Here is a 15,838-nt window from a genome sequence, read left to right on the forward strand (position 1 = left end):
CTTTCGTTTTCAGGCCAGCGTCAGGGCGTAAAGGGTCTGCACCGCCTTGCGGTCGTCGATCAACCGGTCCAGCTCTGCTTTCAGGCCCGCATAGGTCGCGCGGTCCTCGTGGCGGGTATGCGGCCAGTCGCTTCCCCAGATGAACTTATCCGGTCCTAGCAGCCCGATCAGCCGTTCGGCGTGCGCTATGCCGCCCGTCCCGCGATAGGGGGCGGAGAGTTTGACGTAGAGGTTCGAACGATCCTCCATCTGCTCCAACGCACCCAGCCACGGTTCCTGATCGGCGCGCGTCTCTGGCAGGCCCATATGGTCGATGACCACGGGCAGGGGGAAGGCGGCGAAGCCGCTCAGCACGGACGCGAGGCGGCTGCTCTCCAGTTGTACTTCGATGTGCATTCGATGTTTGGCGAGGGCGTTCACCAGCGCGGTGACCTCTTCCGACCCGAAGTCGGGCAGATTGGCGCCTGCCACCAGATTCCAGCGGATGCCCTTTACGCCCTGCGCGGCGAGCGCGGCGATCTCGGTTTCGCAGGTGTCGGGCGCGATGACCGCGACACCTGCGAAACGTCCCTTCGGCAGTGATTCCAGCGCATGGAGGAGTTGGCTGTTATCGGTGCCGAGGAAGCTGACCTGTACGATGACTCCACCCGAAATGCCGTGGTGCGTCTGCAAATCCAGCCAATCCTGCAAGGGCGCAGGACGTTTGGGCAGATAGCGGACGGCACCATTCGCCACGACATCTTCGTAGACGTGCGCATGGCAATCGAAGTGTATCACCCTAGAATTCCTCCACTTATTTGGTTCTATATAGAACCAGTTGACTGATGAGGTCAAACAGTTCATGTTTCGGTTCAGGGAGGGCGGAATCATGTCTCAGGCACAAAAAGTTTTCGATAATCGGCTCCCAGCCTACGTTCGTCTGCGCGACGAACTTGCCAGCCGTATTGCGGCCGGTGAATGGTCCGCCGATGACGCGTTGCCCTCGGATAATGCATTGGCACGTGACCACGATCTGTCGGTCGGCACCGTGCGCAAAGCCGTCCAACAGCTCGTCGACGAAGGTCTGCTGGAGCGCCGTCAGGGCACGGGCACGTTCCTGCGCAAGCCCGCGTTCGACGCCACCCTGTTCCGGTTCTTTCAAGCGCGCGAAGGCGACTCCGAAGCGTCGATCCCGACGAGCCGCCTGATTTCACGCGTCCGCACCACTGCGCCCGCCCATGTGGCAGCGGCGCTGGGCACCGACGACGTGATCCGCATCGAACGCCTGCGCTACCTGTCGGAGCAGCCGTTCCTGTCCGAAGAACTCTACATTCCTTTCGAAACCTTCGCGGGTTTCGAGAGCCTGCCCGACAGCGAAGTCGGGCCGCTGTTGTACCCCGTTTACCTTGACCGTTTCGGTGTGTTTGTGAACCGCGCAGAAGATGAAGTGCGTTTCGGTTCTGCCGACAAAACGACTGCTCAACGCCTCGGCATTGCCGAAGGTGACGCCGTCGCTGTGATCGAGCGCTCTGCCTACACCGTGGCAGGGGATTGCATCGAATGGCGTATCGCGAGCGGTCGCGCGGACAGTTTCCGCTACCGCAGCCGCATCGGCTGATTTCTTAATTACGATATCCTTGAGGGAGGAAACTCAATGAAATATGTCGCTTTGGCTCTGGCAGCGGTTGCTGTCGGCACTCCAGTGCTGGCCGAATATCCCGAGCGCGCGATCGAAGTCACCATTCCGGCTCCGGCTGGCGGCGGCACCGACACGAGCGCCCGCAAGCTCGGCACTCTGCTCGAAGAAGAGCTCGGCACCTCGATTGCGGTCCTGAACGTGGCCGGTGGCGGCGGTTCGGTCGGCGTGACCCAATTCATGATGCAGAAGCCGAACGGCTATTCGCTGCTCGCTACGTGGAACAGCCCGATCACGACCGTTCCGCAGGTCCAGCAGACGGCCTACCAGCCCGATAGCTTCACCCCGATCGCGTCGACCTCCGAAACCGCCTACACCCTGTGTGTGAAGCCCGAATTCCCCGCTGAAACCGGCGAAGAGTTCCTTGCCGAACTGGCTGCGAACCCCGGTAAGTACACCTACGGCAACGACGGCATCGGCGGCACGATGCAGCTGGCTGCCGAGCGTATCTTCCAGGGCGAAGGCATCGAAGCTGTCGCTATCCCGTTCGGCGGCGCTGGCGAGACGCTCCAGAACTTCCTTGGCGGTCACGTCGATATCTACGGCGGCTCGATCTCGCCGGTTCTGCCCTACACCGAAAGCGGTGAGGCCAAGTGTCTGATCGTGACCTCGGCGGCGGCGGTTCCCGCACTCCCGCAGGCGGCTGGCCTCGAAAGCCTCGGTATGGGCGACAAAGAAACGCTGCTGTGGCGCATGGTTCTGGCACCCGCCGGTACTGACCAAGCTATCGTCGACCGTCTGGCCGAAGCGCTAGAGAAAACCGTCAACGATCCCAGCTACGTCGAGTTCCTCGCCACCAAGGGCGAAGTGCCGAACGTGGTCGTCGGTGACGCCCTCGCAGAGCGCCTCCAGAACGAATACGACGCGCTGGCCATCGTGGCCGAGAACCTCGGTCTGAACCAGTGACCGAACGGCGGCAAGACATCATCCTCGGAGGCGTCTTCGCCGCCACTGGCCTGTCGGCAGCGTATATCGCTGCCGGTTACCGTGGGGCGTCGGGGATCTATCCGATGTCCCTCGGCTATGTCATTGCAATCCTTGGCGCCATTGTCGCCATCAAGGCGATGCTCCGCGGGTCGAGCGAGCCGCGCGAGATTATCCGGAAGGCGCCGCAAGCCCTCCTGACAGTCGGTATCGGAGCGATCTATCTCGCGCTTGTTCCCATCCTCGGTTTCTACATCGCATCGGCGCTGCTGGTGCTGACACTTCCTGCCGCTCTCGGCTTCCGCAGGCTTCTGTTCACGTTCGTCACCGCCGCGATTTTTGTCGGCATCGTCTGGGTGATCTTCTCGGTCATTCTGGAAAAGCCGCTGCCTATGCCGGTCTGGATCTCTTACTGACGAAAGGCGACAATGGAACTGATCTCCCAAATCTTCGGAGGCGTCTTCGCTTTCGGTCCGATAGCGGCCATGATCGGCGCATCGATCCTCGGCGTCTTTATCGGCGCCTTGCCGGGTCTCAACCCCGTCATGGCCATCGCGCTGCTTCTGCCGCTGACCTACTCGATGGAGCCTCTGGTGGCTCTCGGCATGGTCGCGGGCATCTACAACGGCTCGATGTATGGCGGCGCGATCCCTGCGATCCTGCTGCGCATTCCGGGCACGCCCGCTGCCATCGCGACCACCTTTGACGGCTTCCCGATGGCGCAGCGGGGCGAGGCGTCCCGCGCACTGAAAATCGCGTGCTGGTCGTCGGCTATCGGCGGCACCGCGTCTGCCATCGCGCTGATGACCATCGGTCCGGTGCTGGCTCGCGCCACGCTCTATTTCGGCCCCGCCGAGTACTTCTGGGTCGCCATGTTCGGCATGGCCTCCATCGGCGTCATGGTCGGCAAGGACGCGGTGAAGGGCCTGATGGCAGCCGCCTTCGGTCTGCTGCTCGGCACCGTGGGCCTTGACCAGTTGTCGGGCACGCCGCGCTTCACCTTTGGTGAGGTCTGGCTGCTGAGTGGCCTCGACCTCATCGTGATCCTCGTCGGTCTCTACGCTCTGCCGCCCGTCATCGCACTGGCAGAGGATCGCGACCTCAAGGGCCTCTCCGCCTCCGCACTCAAACTGGAGTCGGTCAAGGTTCCGTGGGGCGAGGTGCGTTCGATGGTCCCGACGTGGCTGCGGTCGTCGCTGATCGGTATCAGCGTCGGCATCCTGCCCGGGGCAGGGGGCAACATCGCCGCCTTCCTCAGCTACAACGCGGCCAAGAGCACGAGTGACGATCCCGAAAGCTTCGGTAAAGGCAATCCGCTGGGTGTCGCTGCCGCCGAATGCGGGAACAACGCGGACAACGCTGCGTCGATGATCCCAGCGCTGACGCTCGGCATTCCGGGCAACGTCATCGCCGCGCTGGTGCTTGGTGCGCTGATGATCCACGGCCTCCAGCCCGGTCCGCAACTGTTCCACCAGAACCCCGGCCTTGTGGGCGGCTTCATGGTGCAGATGCTGCTGACCTCGCTCCTGATCCTCGCTGTCGGCGGCGCTGCTGCGACCCGTATCTTTGCGCAGGTCCAGCGCCTGCCGGGTGTGATGCTGGTACCGATGATCCTCGTTCTGATGGCGGTCGGCGTCTATGTGATCAACGGGCGCGTCATCGACCTCTGGGTTATGTTCGCAGCGGGTATCGCGGGTTATGTCCTTGAAAAACTGGACGTTCCGCTTGCGCCGATCGTGCTGGGACTGATCCTCGGCCCGATGGCAGAGCAAAGCGTGCGCCGCGCGCTGCTGATCAGCCGCGGTGATCCGACCGAGCTGTTCACTCGTCCGCTGTCGGCTGTCATCGCGCTCGCCACCATTGGTCTGATCGTCTGGCCGATGCTGCGGGCGTGGAAGCGCCGCCGCGCGTAATCATTGACCGCGAGGCTTGGCGCGCAGCGTCGGGTCGGCCTCGCGGGGATCTTCGGGCCACGGATGTTTGGGGTACTGCGCCCGCATGTCCTTGCGCACATCGGGGTAGGAATTGACCCAGAACCCCGGAATATCCGCCGTAACCTGCACGGGCTTCTGACCCGGAGACAGCAGCGTCACGCGGATCGGCGTTTTGCCCACCGTCGGGTGACGGGTCACCCCGAACATCTCCTGCACACGCACCGTGATCTGCGGCAGCTCGCCGTCATAATCGATGGGCAGTTTGCGCCCGAGCGGCGTGGTAAAATGCGCAGGTGCCTCGCGGTCCAGCATCTGCATCTGGTTCCAGTCGAGCATTCCCCGCAGCGCTTCGAGCGGGTTGAATTTCTTCCAGTCCTCGGCCGAACGGACGCCGTCCAGATGCGGCAACAGCCAGTCGTCCAGCGTGGCCATCAGGCTGTCGTCGTCCATGGCAGGCAGGTCCATGCCACCCTCGCGCAGGAGTTCCACCCGCGCACGGAAACGGCGTGCGGCACCACTCAGCCGCAGGCCCATTTCGCGGATACCGTCCAGCATCGCCTGCGCCACGGCATCGGGGTCGGCATCATCCCAGCGGCGATCATCAAGCGTCAGCGCGCCGAACATCTCGTATTTTCGGGTCAGAACGCGGCGGTCGCGCTTGGACCATGCGCAGTGGTTTTCCCAGCGGATGCGGTCAGCGTAAAGGCCGCGCAGTTCGCTTTCGCCGAGGGCGAGCGCTTGGCGCACCTTGGCCTCTCGCGGATCGCCATCAAGGTCGGTCGCTACGATCAGCCGCTGGCTGGCGAGGCCATCGCCGTCAGGCATCGCGGCCCCTTTGCCACCCGACAGGACGAAACGCGCTGCCTCGCCCTTGCGGCGCAGGCCAATGCGGTCAGGGTAGGCGAGGGCGGCCATCTCGGCGGCGCTGAGGGAGTGCTTCTGCTCCAGCCCTTGCGACAGGCGTTTGGCCTCGGTCTTGATGCGTTCGATGGTGCCGTGATTGGCGCGGGCGTCGCCATTCTGGATCGCGCGGAGTCGCAGCGTCAGGTCCGTCGGCGCGTTCATCATCGGGTCGCGCTCGGCCAGAAGCGCGGCCAAGGTCGCCGCCTGTTTGCCCGCCGTCAGCAGCATATGCGCAAGGCGCGGGTGCGTCGGCATCGCGGCAACGGCCCGCCCGTGTGCGGTGATCGCGTTGCTATCGTCCAGCGCGCCGAGGCTGCGAAGGAGGTCCTGTGCTTCGGCCAGTGTGCCTTCGGGCGGCGGGGTCAGGAACGGCAGGTCGGTCGATCCCCAGAGCGCCATTTCCAGCGCGAGCCCCGCGAGGTCGGCGGCTTCGATTTCAGCGGGCGGGAAGGCTTGCAGGCCGCCCTCTTCGCCCTTGGTCCACATGCGGTAGCAGACGCCAGCCGCGACACGGCCCGCGCGACCTGCGCGCTGGGTCATCTCGGCCTTGGTTACGCGTTCGGTCACCAGTCGAGCCATGCCCGACGACGGGTCATATCGCGAACGGCGGGCAAGGCCGCCGTCGATCACCACGCGGATGTCTTCAATGGTAAGCGAAGTTTCCGCGATGGAGGTCGACAGCACGACCTTGCGTCCGCTTTCCACCGGCGCAATGGCTGCGCGCTGCTTGGCAAAGGGGAGGGCGCCGTAGAGGGGGCGGACCTCGACATTCTTGGGCAGGCGGCCCGCGAGCGCGGCCTCCACCCTACGGATTTCGCCTTCGCCGGGGAGGAAAACCAGAACGCCGCCTTCGGTTTCCTTGACCGAGTGGACAATTTCGTCGGCAATCGCGGGCTCGATCCGAACCTTGCGATCCAGCGGGCGGGCGAGGTGTTTGACCTCCACCGGATAGGCGCGACCTTCGGAGGTGATGACCGGCGCATCGTCCAGCAGCGCGGCCACGGGCGCGGCGTCCAGCGTTGCGGACATGACGACCAGCAGCAGGTCATCGCGCAGTGCCTGACGGATTTCCCACGTCAGCGCGAGGCCAAGGTCGGCGTTCAGGCTGCGTTCGTGGAATTCGTCGAAGAGGATCGCGCCGATGCCAGTCAGTTCTGGATCGGACTGGATCATGCGGGTCAGGATGCCTTCGGTGACGACCTCGATCCGGCTGCCAGCCTTGCTATCGCCGCGCATGCGGTAGCCAACCATCTGCCCCGGTTTTTCGCCGATCTGCTCTGCCAGCCGTTCGGCTGCGGCCCGCGCTGCGAGGCGGCGGGGTTCGAGCATGATGATCTTGCCGTCCGTCAGCCCTGCATCCAGCAGCGCGAGCGGCACGCGCGTGGTCTTGCCCGCACCCGGAGGAGCTTGCAGCACGGCGCGGCCTTCGGCGCGAAGGGCGTCAATCAGGTCGGGGAGGGCGTCTTCGATAGGCAGCGTCATGCGCGGTGTTTAGGTGTTCACCCGATCACCGCGCAAGGGGCCGCGTCATTTGACGATGACTTCGTCCTTCACGAACATGTTCGCCCACGCGCGGTCCACGAGGTCCGGCGTCATCTGGTAGGGGATACCTTCGAAGTCACAGATCGACATCATCTGGTCGATCAGGAACACCGGCTGGTAGTTCGCGTATTTGTTGCCGATCGTCGGGTACTTGTTCTTCAGCAAGTGAATGAGCGAGGCCTGATCGAGCGGCATTCCTTTCTTGCGCGCGATAAGCGCGAAGATCTTGAGGAAGTCCTCTTTGTTCGGGCCGTCGATCTTGATCTTGTAGAAGATGCGGCGCAGCGCGGCTTGGTCGAAAATCTCGTTCGGGTGATAGTTGGTCGAGAAAATGACTAGCGTGTCAAAGGGCACCTCGAACTTCTCGCCCGATTGCAGGGCAAGGATGTCGCGGCCTTCTTCGAGCGGAACGATCCAGCGGTTGACCAGCGCCTGCGGCGGATCGGCCTGACGGCCAAGGTCGTCGACGATGAATACGCCGCCCGTGGATTTGAGCTGAAGCGGGGCCTGATAGGTGCGCGCGACGGGGTTGTACATCAGGTCCAGCATGTCGAGCGACAGCTCGCCGCCGGTGATCACTGTCGGGCGGGCGCAGCGGACGTAGCGGGTGTCGAATCGTGTCGACGAACGTCGCAGGCTGTTGGGGTTGTCGCTGTCCGACTCTGCAGCGCTATGTACGATGGGGTCGTAGACGGAGATGATCTGGCCCGAATATTCGATGGCGCGGGGGATATAGATCTTGTCACCCAGCGCGTCGCGGATGCCGTTGGAAATCGAGGATTTACCGTTACCCGGAGGGCCGTACATCAGCATGGAGCGCCCGGCTGAGATCGCAGGTCCAAGCTGGCCGATCAGGTTCGGTGGCAGGATCAGATGGCCCATCGCGCCCGTGAGGCGGTCGCGGGTCATCTGCAAATTCTTGATCGACTGGCGTTTGACCTGTTCCTGATAGACGGCCATCGGCACAGGAACCGCGCCGTAATATTCAGACTGCGCCAGCGCATCGAGCGCACGGGCGCGGCCGCTTTCGGTCAGCTGGTACGGCATCTCGTTCGAGCCGTTCGGCCCGAGTGTACCCATCGCCTCTAGCAGGCGCTGACCACGGGCAAGTTCGATCAGTTCGTTCGTGACGTTCAGTGGCAGGCAAATAAGGCGCGCAATCTCTGACGGGATGGAGACGTTGCTGCGGAACATCGACTTGATCAGGATGTCGCGCATCATCGGCAGCGGGAGCTGCATCTCTGCAAGGGAGCGCGGTGCGGGCGGTGCCATCACCGCCATGGTCTGCATGTTCATAGTCATAATCCGGTCAATCGGCCCCCACGGCCGGATGGTCGTTGGACCAAAGGTGACCAAGCATTATGGCGAAACAATGGACAAATGGTTGTCGTTCGGTGGCTCTTTGCCCTCAGAACAGGAAAGGCCACGCGAGGTAGAAGACCAGCGCAGATGCGAGCGGGAAGCCCATGGGATAACGCTTACCCGTTTTCCAGCTTTCCCATTCGGGAACGAGGCGGCGGGCAGGGGAGTGTTTGACGATCCGGTGGATCGCCCAGCCGAGCAGCAGCGTGACCGCTAGGATCAGCAGGATGTTCGTCAGGTCAGCGAAAGCCACGAACGGCGCTGCGGCCATGATGAACTTTGCATCGCCTGCGCCCATCGCGCCGCCTGCGTTCAGCGCCATGCCGATGATCAGCATGACGACCACATGCAGCCAGCGCCACGCCCAGATCTGCGGTCCGAAAGCGATGAGGCCGAAGACGGCGAAGATGACGAGCAGTGCGCCGACCGTCCAGTTCGGGATTTTCATCGCGCGCATGTCGTTCCACGCCACGATGACGCAGATCGGCAATACCGGAGGCAGAAGCCAGATGGCTTGGGCAGCGGTCAGTTCCATCGTCAATTCGTTACGTTGTTTTCAAGCGCCCGCAGCGAACGCACCGCTGCTTCGAAGTGTTGCGGGTGGGTGTCGATCGCTTCGCGCAGGAGGCCCTTGGCGATGGTGACATCACCTTGCTTGACCGCTGACAGCGCCATCGTGTGCAGCAGCTGCGCGCGTTCGATCTGGGTCATGTCGACGACAGGCAGATCGTAGTTCCGCTGTGCGCCGCGCGCTAGAACGAGGTTGTTTTTAGCCGTGAACAGCGTCGGATCGTTGCGCAGGGCGTCGAGGAACAGACGCTCCGCACCGACGTAATCGCCGCGGGTCAGTTTCGAGAAACCCCAGTTGTTCAGAACACCGGCAGGGCGCGTCGTGAGGCCGATGGCGGTCTCGTAGAAGCTGTCAGCGTTCGCCCATTCTTCGTTCGAGTCGGCAACCATCGCCTCAAGCCGGTAGCGCTCGAACGTCTCGTGCGTTGGCGGAATGGCGTCGAGCGCGGCTTCGGCGTTTTCCCACTGGTTGTTGCGGATGTAGGCGGACGCGAGGTCCACGCTGTCATCGTAAGTCGCATTCTCGTGGGCGACGACGGTTTTCCACGCGGCCACAGCCTCGGTCGGGCGGGTGGCGCGGACCAGCGATTTCGCGAGGCCGCGCATCAGATCTATACGGCCCGGATCGTTGGCATTGGCGCGGGTGAAATAGGCGACGGCTTCGTTCGGGTCGGCGACCGTCAGCATCACGTCGTTGAGGTTGGTTTCGTCCACGACATTGACGTCGCGCAGAGCGGCGGCCACTTCGGCGTCGCCGCTTTTCTGGCATCCCGCAAGCGCAACGGCACCTGCGAGGCAGAGGAAAAGAGGGTGGCGCATATTCTGCGTCCTTTACTGCTCTTGCTCTAGATCGAGGAGAGGATCAGGTAGTCACCCGTTCCGCGCCTCACCAGACGGAATTCTTCGTTCTCTTGCGGTGTAGCGTACTGGCGATTGTCCAGCTTTGCGAGAGCCAAGCGCAGGTTGTCGCGGATTTGATCGGAATTGCCGTTGTCCGTGGCATAAGCGTGACGGAATACCTGAGCGGCCTCGCCGACTTTGCCGCGCTCCATGAGAACCACGCCGAGGTTGTTCCACGCAGGCACGAATTCCGGATCTTCTTCGGTGGCACGGCGCAGGATCTCTTCGGCTTGGTTGAGGCGCCCGAGGTGCAGGTTGGCCGATCCGATGGCCGACAGCGTGTCGACGTTCAGACCCTGTTGCCCCGCCGCGCGGGTATAGGCGCGCAGGGCCAGTTCGTATTCGCCAGCGGCCATCAGGCGATGCCCGACGATCAATCCGTCCACATCAAGCTCGCCCGCAGGACCAGGCGCATAGACCCCGTCACCACGGCTAAGGCCGCCCGATGAACAGGCGGCCAGCATAGCGATCGCGATCGCGGCAAATACTCTGAAAATCAATTCGGTTAGTTCCCGGTGGCACTCATCATGTTGACGATACCGTAGACCGAGGGTCCGATCAAAATGATTAGTAGCGGAGGGACCGTAAGCCCCATCGTGGCCAGTGTCATTTTCGTCGGCAGCTTGTTGGCGCGCTCTTCCGCACGCATCACGCGCTTGTCTCGCATTTCGTCGGCATACACGCGGAGCGCTTCGGCGATCGACGTACCGAATTGCTGCGACTGGATCAGCACGGTGACGAACGAGGTCAGGTCAGGCACGCCGCAACGTTCGGCCATATCGCGCAGAACCTGCGTCTTGTCCTTACCCGCTTTGAGCTCGTAACTGACGATTTCGTATTCTTCGGCCATTTCGGGAAAACCCGAGCGCAGTTCTTTCGAAATACGCAAAATAGCCTGATCGAGCGACTGACCTGCTTCGATACAGACGAGCATCATGTCGAGGCTGTCAGGGAATGCGTTTTCGATCAGTTGCTTACGTTCGCCCTGACGCTTCGTGACCCAGTACTTCGGACCCATGTAGCCGGCCACTGCGGGGATCAGGATGTACATCAGCTGGTCTTTAAGTTCAGGCGCAACCTCGGCTCCCTGACCTTTGTAGAGCATGAACGCGATGCCGACCACGAGGCCGATCAGACCCAGCGCCATCTGCGAGAAGTGGTACCAACGCACCGAGTTGCGCGAACGATAGCCCGCCTGAACCAGCTTAAGTTTGACGGCCGAGAATTCTTCGGCGTTCTGCGGTTCGAGGAAGTTGGAGTATTTCTCCAGCTTGTCCTTCTTGGTCTCGGTCCGCAGGCGAGCGGTTTTCGACGTTGTCGCCTGTGCGTTCTGGCTGGCTTTGAGCTTGTCCAGCGGATCGGGCTTACCGCCCAAGAGGAAGGGCAGGACGCCGATGATCAGCAGAACTCCGAGGCCGCAAAGCAGGACCAGAGGCGTGGCGTCACCGAATTTATCGTAGATGGCTTGGATCATGGCTTACGGCTTGATGTTGGTGAGGTTGCGCATGACGAAGATGTTTGCGCCAAGGAAGCCCGCGACAACAAGACAGGCGGGAATGAACGCGGACGTCTCTTTCACGGTGTCGTAGTAGTCGGGCTTGGAAATCTGGATGAAGGCGAGCGCGGCCAGCGGGAAACCGGACAGGAACATGCCCGACCATTTGGCTTCTGCGGTGATCGCTTTCACGCGGCGGAACAGCTTGAAGCGGGCACGGATCACCTTGGACAGACCCTCGAGGATTTCCGAGAGGTTACCACCAGACTGCTGCTGGATGGTCACGGCGACCGCAAGGAAGCGCAAATCCTGCATGCCGATGCGTTCGGCCATCGCCTTGAGCGCTTCGCCCATATCGCGGCCATATGCGGTTTCGTCCGAGATCACGCCCATTTCGGTGCCGAGCGGGTCGGCGACTTCTTTGGCAACGATCTGTACGGCAGAGCTGAACGGGTGACCCACGCGGAGGCTTCGCACCATCAGCTCCACAGCGTCCGGGAGTTGCTCTTCAAGCAGCGCGATACGCTTGTTGGCCTTGCCGTTGATCCACATGTAGACGCCGCCGATGCCGATCACGACAGACGCCGCTGCACGCACCGGAACGCTCGCGCTGGTGCCGACGGTCAGCGCACCGAACGCGCCCATCGCCAGCAGGCCCATAATCATGATGAGCTGCGACGGGGTGAACGCGATGTTCGCCTTCTGCGCCTTGGATGCGAGCAGCGAGTAAATCGGAATCTGCTGCGACTTGAGATGCTGCGTCATCTCCTTGCGGAGCTGTTCGAGCACCTGTTCGCGGTTGCCGCCGCGATCAAGCAGGTCGAGACGACGGTTCACGCGGCTGTTGAGGCTGATCGATTTGCCGAAAACGGTCAGATAGATGCCCTCGACGAGCACCAGAACGGCGACGAAAACCAGAAGATAGATCAGTGGTTCGGCGGAAATAACCATGGTGCGTTACCCGTTTGATGGCTCGAAGATGGACGGCGGAAGGTCGTAACCCCACAGGCGGAAACGTTCGGAGAAGTGGGAACGCACGCCGGACGCTGTGAAGTGACCGATGATTTTGTTGTCGGGCGTCAGGCCCGTTCGCTGGTAGCGGAACACCTCCTGCATGGAGATGACGTCGCCTTCCATGCCGGTGATTTCGGTGATCGACACCATGCGGCGCGAACCGTCCTGAAGACGCGACGCCTGCACGATGAGGTTCACAGCCGACGAAATCTGGCTCCGCACGGCCTTGATCGGCATTTCGATACCGGCCATCGCGATCATGTTTTCCAGACGGGACACGCCGTCACGGGCGGAGTTCGCGTGGATCGTGGTCATTGATCCGTCGTGGCCCGTGTTCATCGCCTGAAGCATGTCGATCACTTCTTCGCCGCGCGTTTCGCCGACGATGATGCGGTCGGGACGCATACGAAGCGCGTTTCGCAGACAGTCACGCTGGGTGACGGCGCCTTTGCCTTCGACGTTGGCGGGGCGGGATTCCATGCGGCCGACGTGGGTCTGCTGTAGCTGGAGTTCCGCCGTATCCTCGATCGTCAGGATGCGTTCGGAGTTGTCGATGAAGGACGACAGCGCGTTGAGCGTCGTGGTTTTACCCGAACCCGTACCGCCGGAGACGATCACGTTGAGGCGGGTCGCAACCGCAGCTTCGAGGTAGGCGGCCATCTCTTCGGTAAAGGCACCGAATTTAACGAGGTCGCTGATCCCGAGCTTGTCCTTTTTGAATTTACGGATGGAGACGAGCGAGCCGTCTACCGCAATCGGGCTGACCATCGCGTTGAAACGCGAACCATCGGACAGACGGGCGTCAACGTAAGGGTTGGATTCGTCGACGCGGCGGCCCACGGCGGAAACGATCTTGTCGATGATCCGCAGGAGGTGCTTTTCGTCCTTGAAGGTAATGTCGGTGAGCTGGAGCTTACCGGCCCGTTCGACAAAGATCTGCTGCGGGCCGTTGACCAGAATATCGTTGACGCTCGGATCTTTGAGCAGCGCTTCGAGCGGACCAAGGCCGGTGACCTCGTCATAAAGGTCCTGGTTCAGTTGCAGGCGTTCGTCGCGATTCAGCACGATGCCCTTGTCTTCGAGCGTTTCGGAGACGATGGCGGTGATTTCGGCGCGAAGGTCCGCTTCGGTCGCTTTATCAAGCGCAGCGAGATTCAGGTTCTCGAGCAATGCGCGGTGCATCTCGAGCTTGATCTCGGAGAGGCGCTCCTTGCGCTGGCGGGCCTTGTCGATCGGGGTCGGCTCGGCGGCCTTCGCAGGGCGCGATTTAAGCAGCGACGCTTTCGGCGCTTCGGGTTTTGGTGCGGGCGTTGCTGCCGGAGCGGCGACTGCCTTTGCGACCTGCTGGATGGGTGCTGCCTGAACGGGTTGAGCCGCTGCCGGCTTCTTGTACTTGGAGAACATTAGTTACCTCAGCCTTTGCTTTCGGCGGCGTCCGCGACGTTCACGTCGTGAACCGATTTCGCTAGCTTCGCAATTTCCTTGCGAAGCGGGTTGCGGCCAGCCGTATCGGCCAGCGGGGTGCCGTGGTCGTTCGCTTGAGTGACCTGCTTGCCGCCATCGGGCAGCTGCACTTCGACCGAAATGCCGAGGCTTTCACCGAGGCGCTTTACGCGTCCCTTGCCATTCAAGTCGGTGAACTTCGGTGCGCGATTGAGCACGTAGCGCATCTTTTCAACGGGCAGGTCCTCGGCGCTCAGCGCGCGCTTGAGCCGCACGATGTTCTGGGCGCAGCGCATGTCCATTTCGGTCACGCCAAAGTACACGGCAGAGGCTTCCAGAACGGTCTGGCTCCATTCCACCATCACCGACGGCATATCCACGACGACATAGTCGAAGTTCGCCTGCGCCATTTCCAGAATGCGCGCCACATCGTCCGGACCGATCAGGTCGACGGGGATCAGTTCGGGCGGGGACGTCAGCACATAAAGCTGGTCCTTGAACGGCTGGAGCGCCTGAAGGAACACCTCTGAGTCCATGTTTTCGGTATCGGTCAGCATCTCCAGCACCGCATCGCGGCGGGGGAGGTCGAGGTAGGTCGACGTGCTGCCGTATTGCAGATCGAGATCGATGAGGCACACGCGGTGCGGGCTCTTTTTATCAACGTTCGCAAGCTCCCAAGCGAGGTTCACTGCGAGCGTAGTCGCGCCAACGCCGCCGGACATGCCTTGAACGCCGATCACCACGCCCGAGCGGTCGTTGGTGGGCGCCAGCGTGGGCTTCTTTTCTTCGACGAGGGCAACCGGCTCGGGGACTCTCATCACCCGCTCGATCGCCTGGCCGAGCTCGCCTTCGGGAAGCGGGTAGGGGAGGAACTCGTCGCCACCCTGCCGCAGAAGTGTGTGGATCGCGGAGGGGCTCAGGTCCTCCGTGATAAGAATAACTTTGATACCGCGCGACTTGGCCGCCGAGATGACATCCGTCACACGGCCCAGATCGCTTTCGTCTTCATGATCGAGTGCGACGGCGATGAACTGTAATGAGTCCGCCTCCGCCTGCCCGAGAAAGGCGAGCGCATCTTCAAATCCGAGATCGCCCCAGCCTTCCCCCATCGCGTGCTCCATGTCTTCGATGAGTAGATCGAAAACCTGAACGTCACGACTGACGGTACACGCCAAAATAGGCTGTGGTTCTGGTTGAATTGCGGCCTGACTAACCATGCCTTTTCCCTCAAACTACCGACCGGCCAATCCGGAAGGATAGGGAGAAAGCGGGAATCGATCCCGTTTTGCCCCATAAGAGAGAATTTCGTCGTCAAACATGACGAGATTTGGGCCGAAAATCCGCAATTGTGCGGTAATCGCAAACGATAAAGTGAATGACGCGGCTTTGTTGCGCGCTAAGCGGGATTAGTTCGTCGTGCTCACTTCGGAGCCGCTGATTCCCACCAGACCGGTGCGGGGAACAGCACTTTCCACGTATTCGCGGAAGACGATCTGCGCATATTTTCCGTTCAGAACCATACCGTTACCCGAAACGAATCCCGAGACTTCGGTGACAGTGCGGCGGTTCGCACGTTCGCGGCCTTCGGTCACGATCAGCGGCTGCTCTTCGCCGAAGGACACGACAGCCTCGAGGCGCGAACGGTCAACGCCAAGCGAGATGAGGTAGGCAACAGCGGCGTTCGCGCGGGCGAGGCCGAGCTCCTTGTTGTACGAATCCGAACCGACGAGGTCGGTGTGCCCGTAAACGCGGAAATGCACTTCCGGGAACTGCTGGATGAAATAAGCCTGCTCGGTCAGGATGCGCTGGGCTTCTGCGCCGAGGCGGGCGGAGTTGAAGTCGAAGTTGATCGTAGTGGGCACTTCGGCCTCGAACCGGCGGTTCAGGCTGACCACGAAGTCCTGCTGGCCCGTCTGGACCAGCGCGTTGTGCATTGTGGCGCCGCCGAACGAGCCGCCGTCGACCATTGCACCTGCTTCGAGATCGAACATGTCGGGGCCGCGCTGGGCGTCAGTGCAACCTGCGAGGATGGCGCAGCCGATGATGCTTGCTGTGACAAATTTGGTCATGCTGCGT

Annotated in this window: 15 protein-coding genes; 4 read left to right on the plus strand and 11 right to left on the minus strand. The window is 61.9% G+C overall.

Annotated elements, in window-relative coordinates:
• Positions 1-9: 9 nt before the first annotated feature.
• Positions 10-777, minus strand: a complete 768-nt coding sequence (locus HCZ30_RS05925; protein ID WP_167637365.1) for an amidohydrolase family protein — start codon at positions 775-777, stop codon at positions 10-12.
• A 91-nt stretch (positions 778-868) separates the two neighbouring features.
• Between HCZ30_RS05925 and HCZ30_RS05930 the strand changes: the two genes are divergently transcribed.
• From HCZ30_RS05930 to HCZ30_RS05945, 4 genes are read left to right on the plus strand one after another with little or no spacing between them, the layout of a single operon-like run.
• Positions 869-1,597 (plus strand): GntR family transcriptional regulator, encoded by a 729-nt coding sequence (locus HCZ30_RS05930; RefSeq protein WP_167637366.1) that lies wholly within the window; start codon positions 869-871, stop codon positions 1,595-1,597.
• A gap of 36 nt (positions 1,598-1,633) precedes the next feature.
• Positions 1,634-2,581: a tripartite tricarboxylate transporter substrate binding protein gene (locus tag HCZ30_RS05935; protein WP_167637367.1), complete on the plus strand. Its 948-nt coding sequence runs from the start codon at positions 1,634-1,636 to the stop codon at positions 2,579-2,581.
• Positions 2,578-3,015: a tripartite tricarboxylate transporter TctB family protein gene (locus HCZ30_RS05940; protein ID WP_167637368.1), complete on the plus strand. Its 438-nt coding sequence runs from the start codon at positions 2,578-2,580 to the stop codon at positions 3,013-3,015. Before HCZ30_RS05935 ends, HCZ30_RS05940 begins: the two co-directional genes overlap by 4 nt.
• Positions 3,016-3,027: 12 nt before the next feature.
• Entirely contained in the window at positions 3,028-4,512 is a 1,485-nt protein-coding gene (locus tag HCZ30_RS05945; RefSeq protein WP_167637369.1) for a tripartite tricarboxylate transporter permease, read from the plus strand.
• On the opposite strand, the gene hrpB is transcribed toward HCZ30_RS05945, so the two are convergent.
• The 10 genes from hrpB to HCZ30_RS05995 all read right to left on the minus strand — a co-directional run bounded on the left by hrpB (position 4,513) and on the right by HCZ30_RS05995 (position 15,831).
• On the minus strand, positions 4,513-6,918 hold the full coding sequence (gene hrpB / locus HCZ30_RS05950; protein ID WP_167637370.1) for an ATP-dependent helicase HrpB: 2,406 nt from the start codon (positions 6,916-6,918) through the stop codon (positions 4,513-4,515).
• A 45-nt stretch (positions 6,919-6,963) separates the two neighbouring features.
• Positions 6,964-8,274, minus strand: coding sequence for an ATPase (locus HCZ30_RS05955; protein WP_167637371.1), 1,311 nt, complete (start codon positions 8,272-8,274; stop codon positions 6,964-6,966).
• Positions 8,275-8,386: 112 nt separating this feature from the next.
• Complete coding sequence (locus HCZ30_RS05960; protein WP_167637372.1) at positions 8,387-8,875, minus strand: prepilin peptidase; 489 nt, start codon at positions 8,873-8,875, stop codon at positions 8,387-8,389.
• 2 nt (positions 8,876-8,877) lie between these two features.
• Entirely contained in the window at positions 8,878-9,729 is an 852-nt protein-coding gene (locus HCZ30_RS05965; RefSeq protein WP_167637373.1) for a tetratricopeptide repeat protein, read from the minus strand.
• Between the two features lie 26 nt (positions 9,730-9,755).
• Positions 9,756-10,274: a tetratricopeptide repeat protein gene (locus HCZ30_RS05970; protein WP_167637541.1), complete on the minus strand. Its 519-nt coding sequence runs from the start codon at positions 10,272-10,274 to the stop codon at positions 9,756-9,758.
• A gap of 41 nt (positions 10,275-10,315) precedes the next feature.
• Complete coding sequence (locus HCZ30_RS05975) at positions 10,316-11,284, minus strand: type II secretion system F family protein (protein ID WP_167637374.1); 969 nt, start codon at positions 11,282-11,284, stop codon at positions 10,316-10,318.
• A gap of 3 nt (positions 11,285-11,287) precedes the next feature.
• The gene (locus tag HCZ30_RS05980; protein ID WP_167637375.1) at positions 11,288-12,256 is read right to left on the minus strand and encodes a type II secretion system F family protein; all 969 of its coding nucleotides are present in this window, start codon (positions 12,254-12,256) and stop codon (positions 11,288-11,290) included.
• 6 nt (positions 12,257-12,262) lie between these two features.
• Positions 12,263-13,723 (minus strand): CpaF family protein, encoded by a 1,461-nt coding sequence (locus HCZ30_RS05985; RefSeq protein ID WP_167637376.1) that lies wholly within the window; start codon positions 13,721-13,723, stop codon positions 12,263-12,265.
• 8 nt (positions 13,724-13,731) lie between these two features.
• Positions 13,732-14,979 carry an AAA family ATPase gene (locus HCZ30_RS05990; protein ID WP_167637377.1) on the minus strand — a complete coding sequence of 416 codons (1,248 nt, stop codon included), beginning with the start codon at positions 14,977-14,979 and terminating at the stop codon, positions 13,732-13,734.
• A 189-nt stretch (positions 14,980-15,168) separates the two neighbouring features.
• Complete coding sequence (locus HCZ30_RS05995) at positions 15,169-15,831, minus strand: OmpA family protein (protein ID WP_167637378.1); 663 nt, start codon at positions 15,829-15,831, stop codon at positions 15,169-15,171.
• Positions 15,832-15,838 lie beyond the last annotated feature (7 nt).

Origin of the sequence: Marivivens donghaensis (genome assembly GCF_011806565.1) — a bacterium.
GTDB lineage: Bacteria > Pseudomonadota > Alphaproteobacteria > Rhodobacterales > Rhodobacteraceae > Marivivens > Marivivens donghaensis_A.

Bases quoted from the DNA above. Each gene is read 5' to 3' on its own strand.
- HCZ30_RS05970 (WP_167637541.1), bottom strand. From the start codon at position 10,274: ATGCTGGCCGCCTGTTCATCGGGCGGCCTTAGCCGTGGTGACGGGGTC.
- HCZ30_RS05955 (WP_167637371.1), bottom strand. From the start codon at position 8,274: ATGAACATGCAGACCATGGCGGTGATGGCACCGCCCGCACCGCGCTCC.
- HCZ30_RS05960 (WP_167637372.1), bottom strand. From the start codon at position 8,875: ATGGAACTGACCGCTGCCCAAGCCATCTGGCTTCTGCCTCCGGTATTG.
- HCZ30_RS05980 (WP_167637375.1), bottom strand. From the start codon at position 12,256: ATGGTTATTTCCGCCGAACCACTGATCTATCTTCTGGTTTTCGTCGCC.
- HCZ30_RS05935 (WP_167637367.1), top strand. From the start codon at position 1,634: ATGAAATATGTCGCTTTGGCTCTGGCAGCGGTTGCTGTCGGCACTCCA.
- HCZ30_RS05965 (WP_167637373.1), bottom strand. From the start codon at position 9,729: ATGCGCCACCCTCTTTTCCTCTGCCTCGCAGGTGCCGTTGCGCTTGCG.
- hrpB (WP_167637370.1), bottom strand. From the start codon at position 6,918: ATGACGCTGCCTATCGAAGACGCCCTCCCCGACCTGATTGACGCCCTT.
- HCZ30_RS05975 (WP_167637374.1), bottom strand. From the start codon at position 11,284: ATGATCCAAGCCATCTACGATAAATTCGGTGACGCCACGCCTCTGGTC.
- HCZ30_RS05985 (WP_167637376.1), bottom strand. From the start codon at position 13,723: ATGTTCTCCAAGTACAAGAAGCCGGCAGCGGCTCAACCCGTTCAGGCA.
- HCZ30_RS05990 (WP_167637377.1), bottom strand. From the start codon at position 14,979: ATGGTTAGTCAGGCCGCAATTCAACCAGAACCACAGCCTATTTTGGCG.
- HCZ30_RS05945 (WP_167637369.1), top strand. From the start codon at position 3,028: ATGGAACTGATCTCCCAAATCTTCGGAGGCGTCTTCGCTTTCGGTCCG.
- HCZ30_RS05995 (WP_167637378.1), bottom strand. From the start codon at position 15,831: ATGACCAAATTTGTCACAGCAAGCATCATCGGCTGCGCCATCCTCGCA.
- HCZ30_RS05930 (WP_167637366.1), top strand. From the start codon at position 869: ATGTCTCAGGCACAAAAAGTTTTCGATAATCGGCTCCCAGCCTACGTT.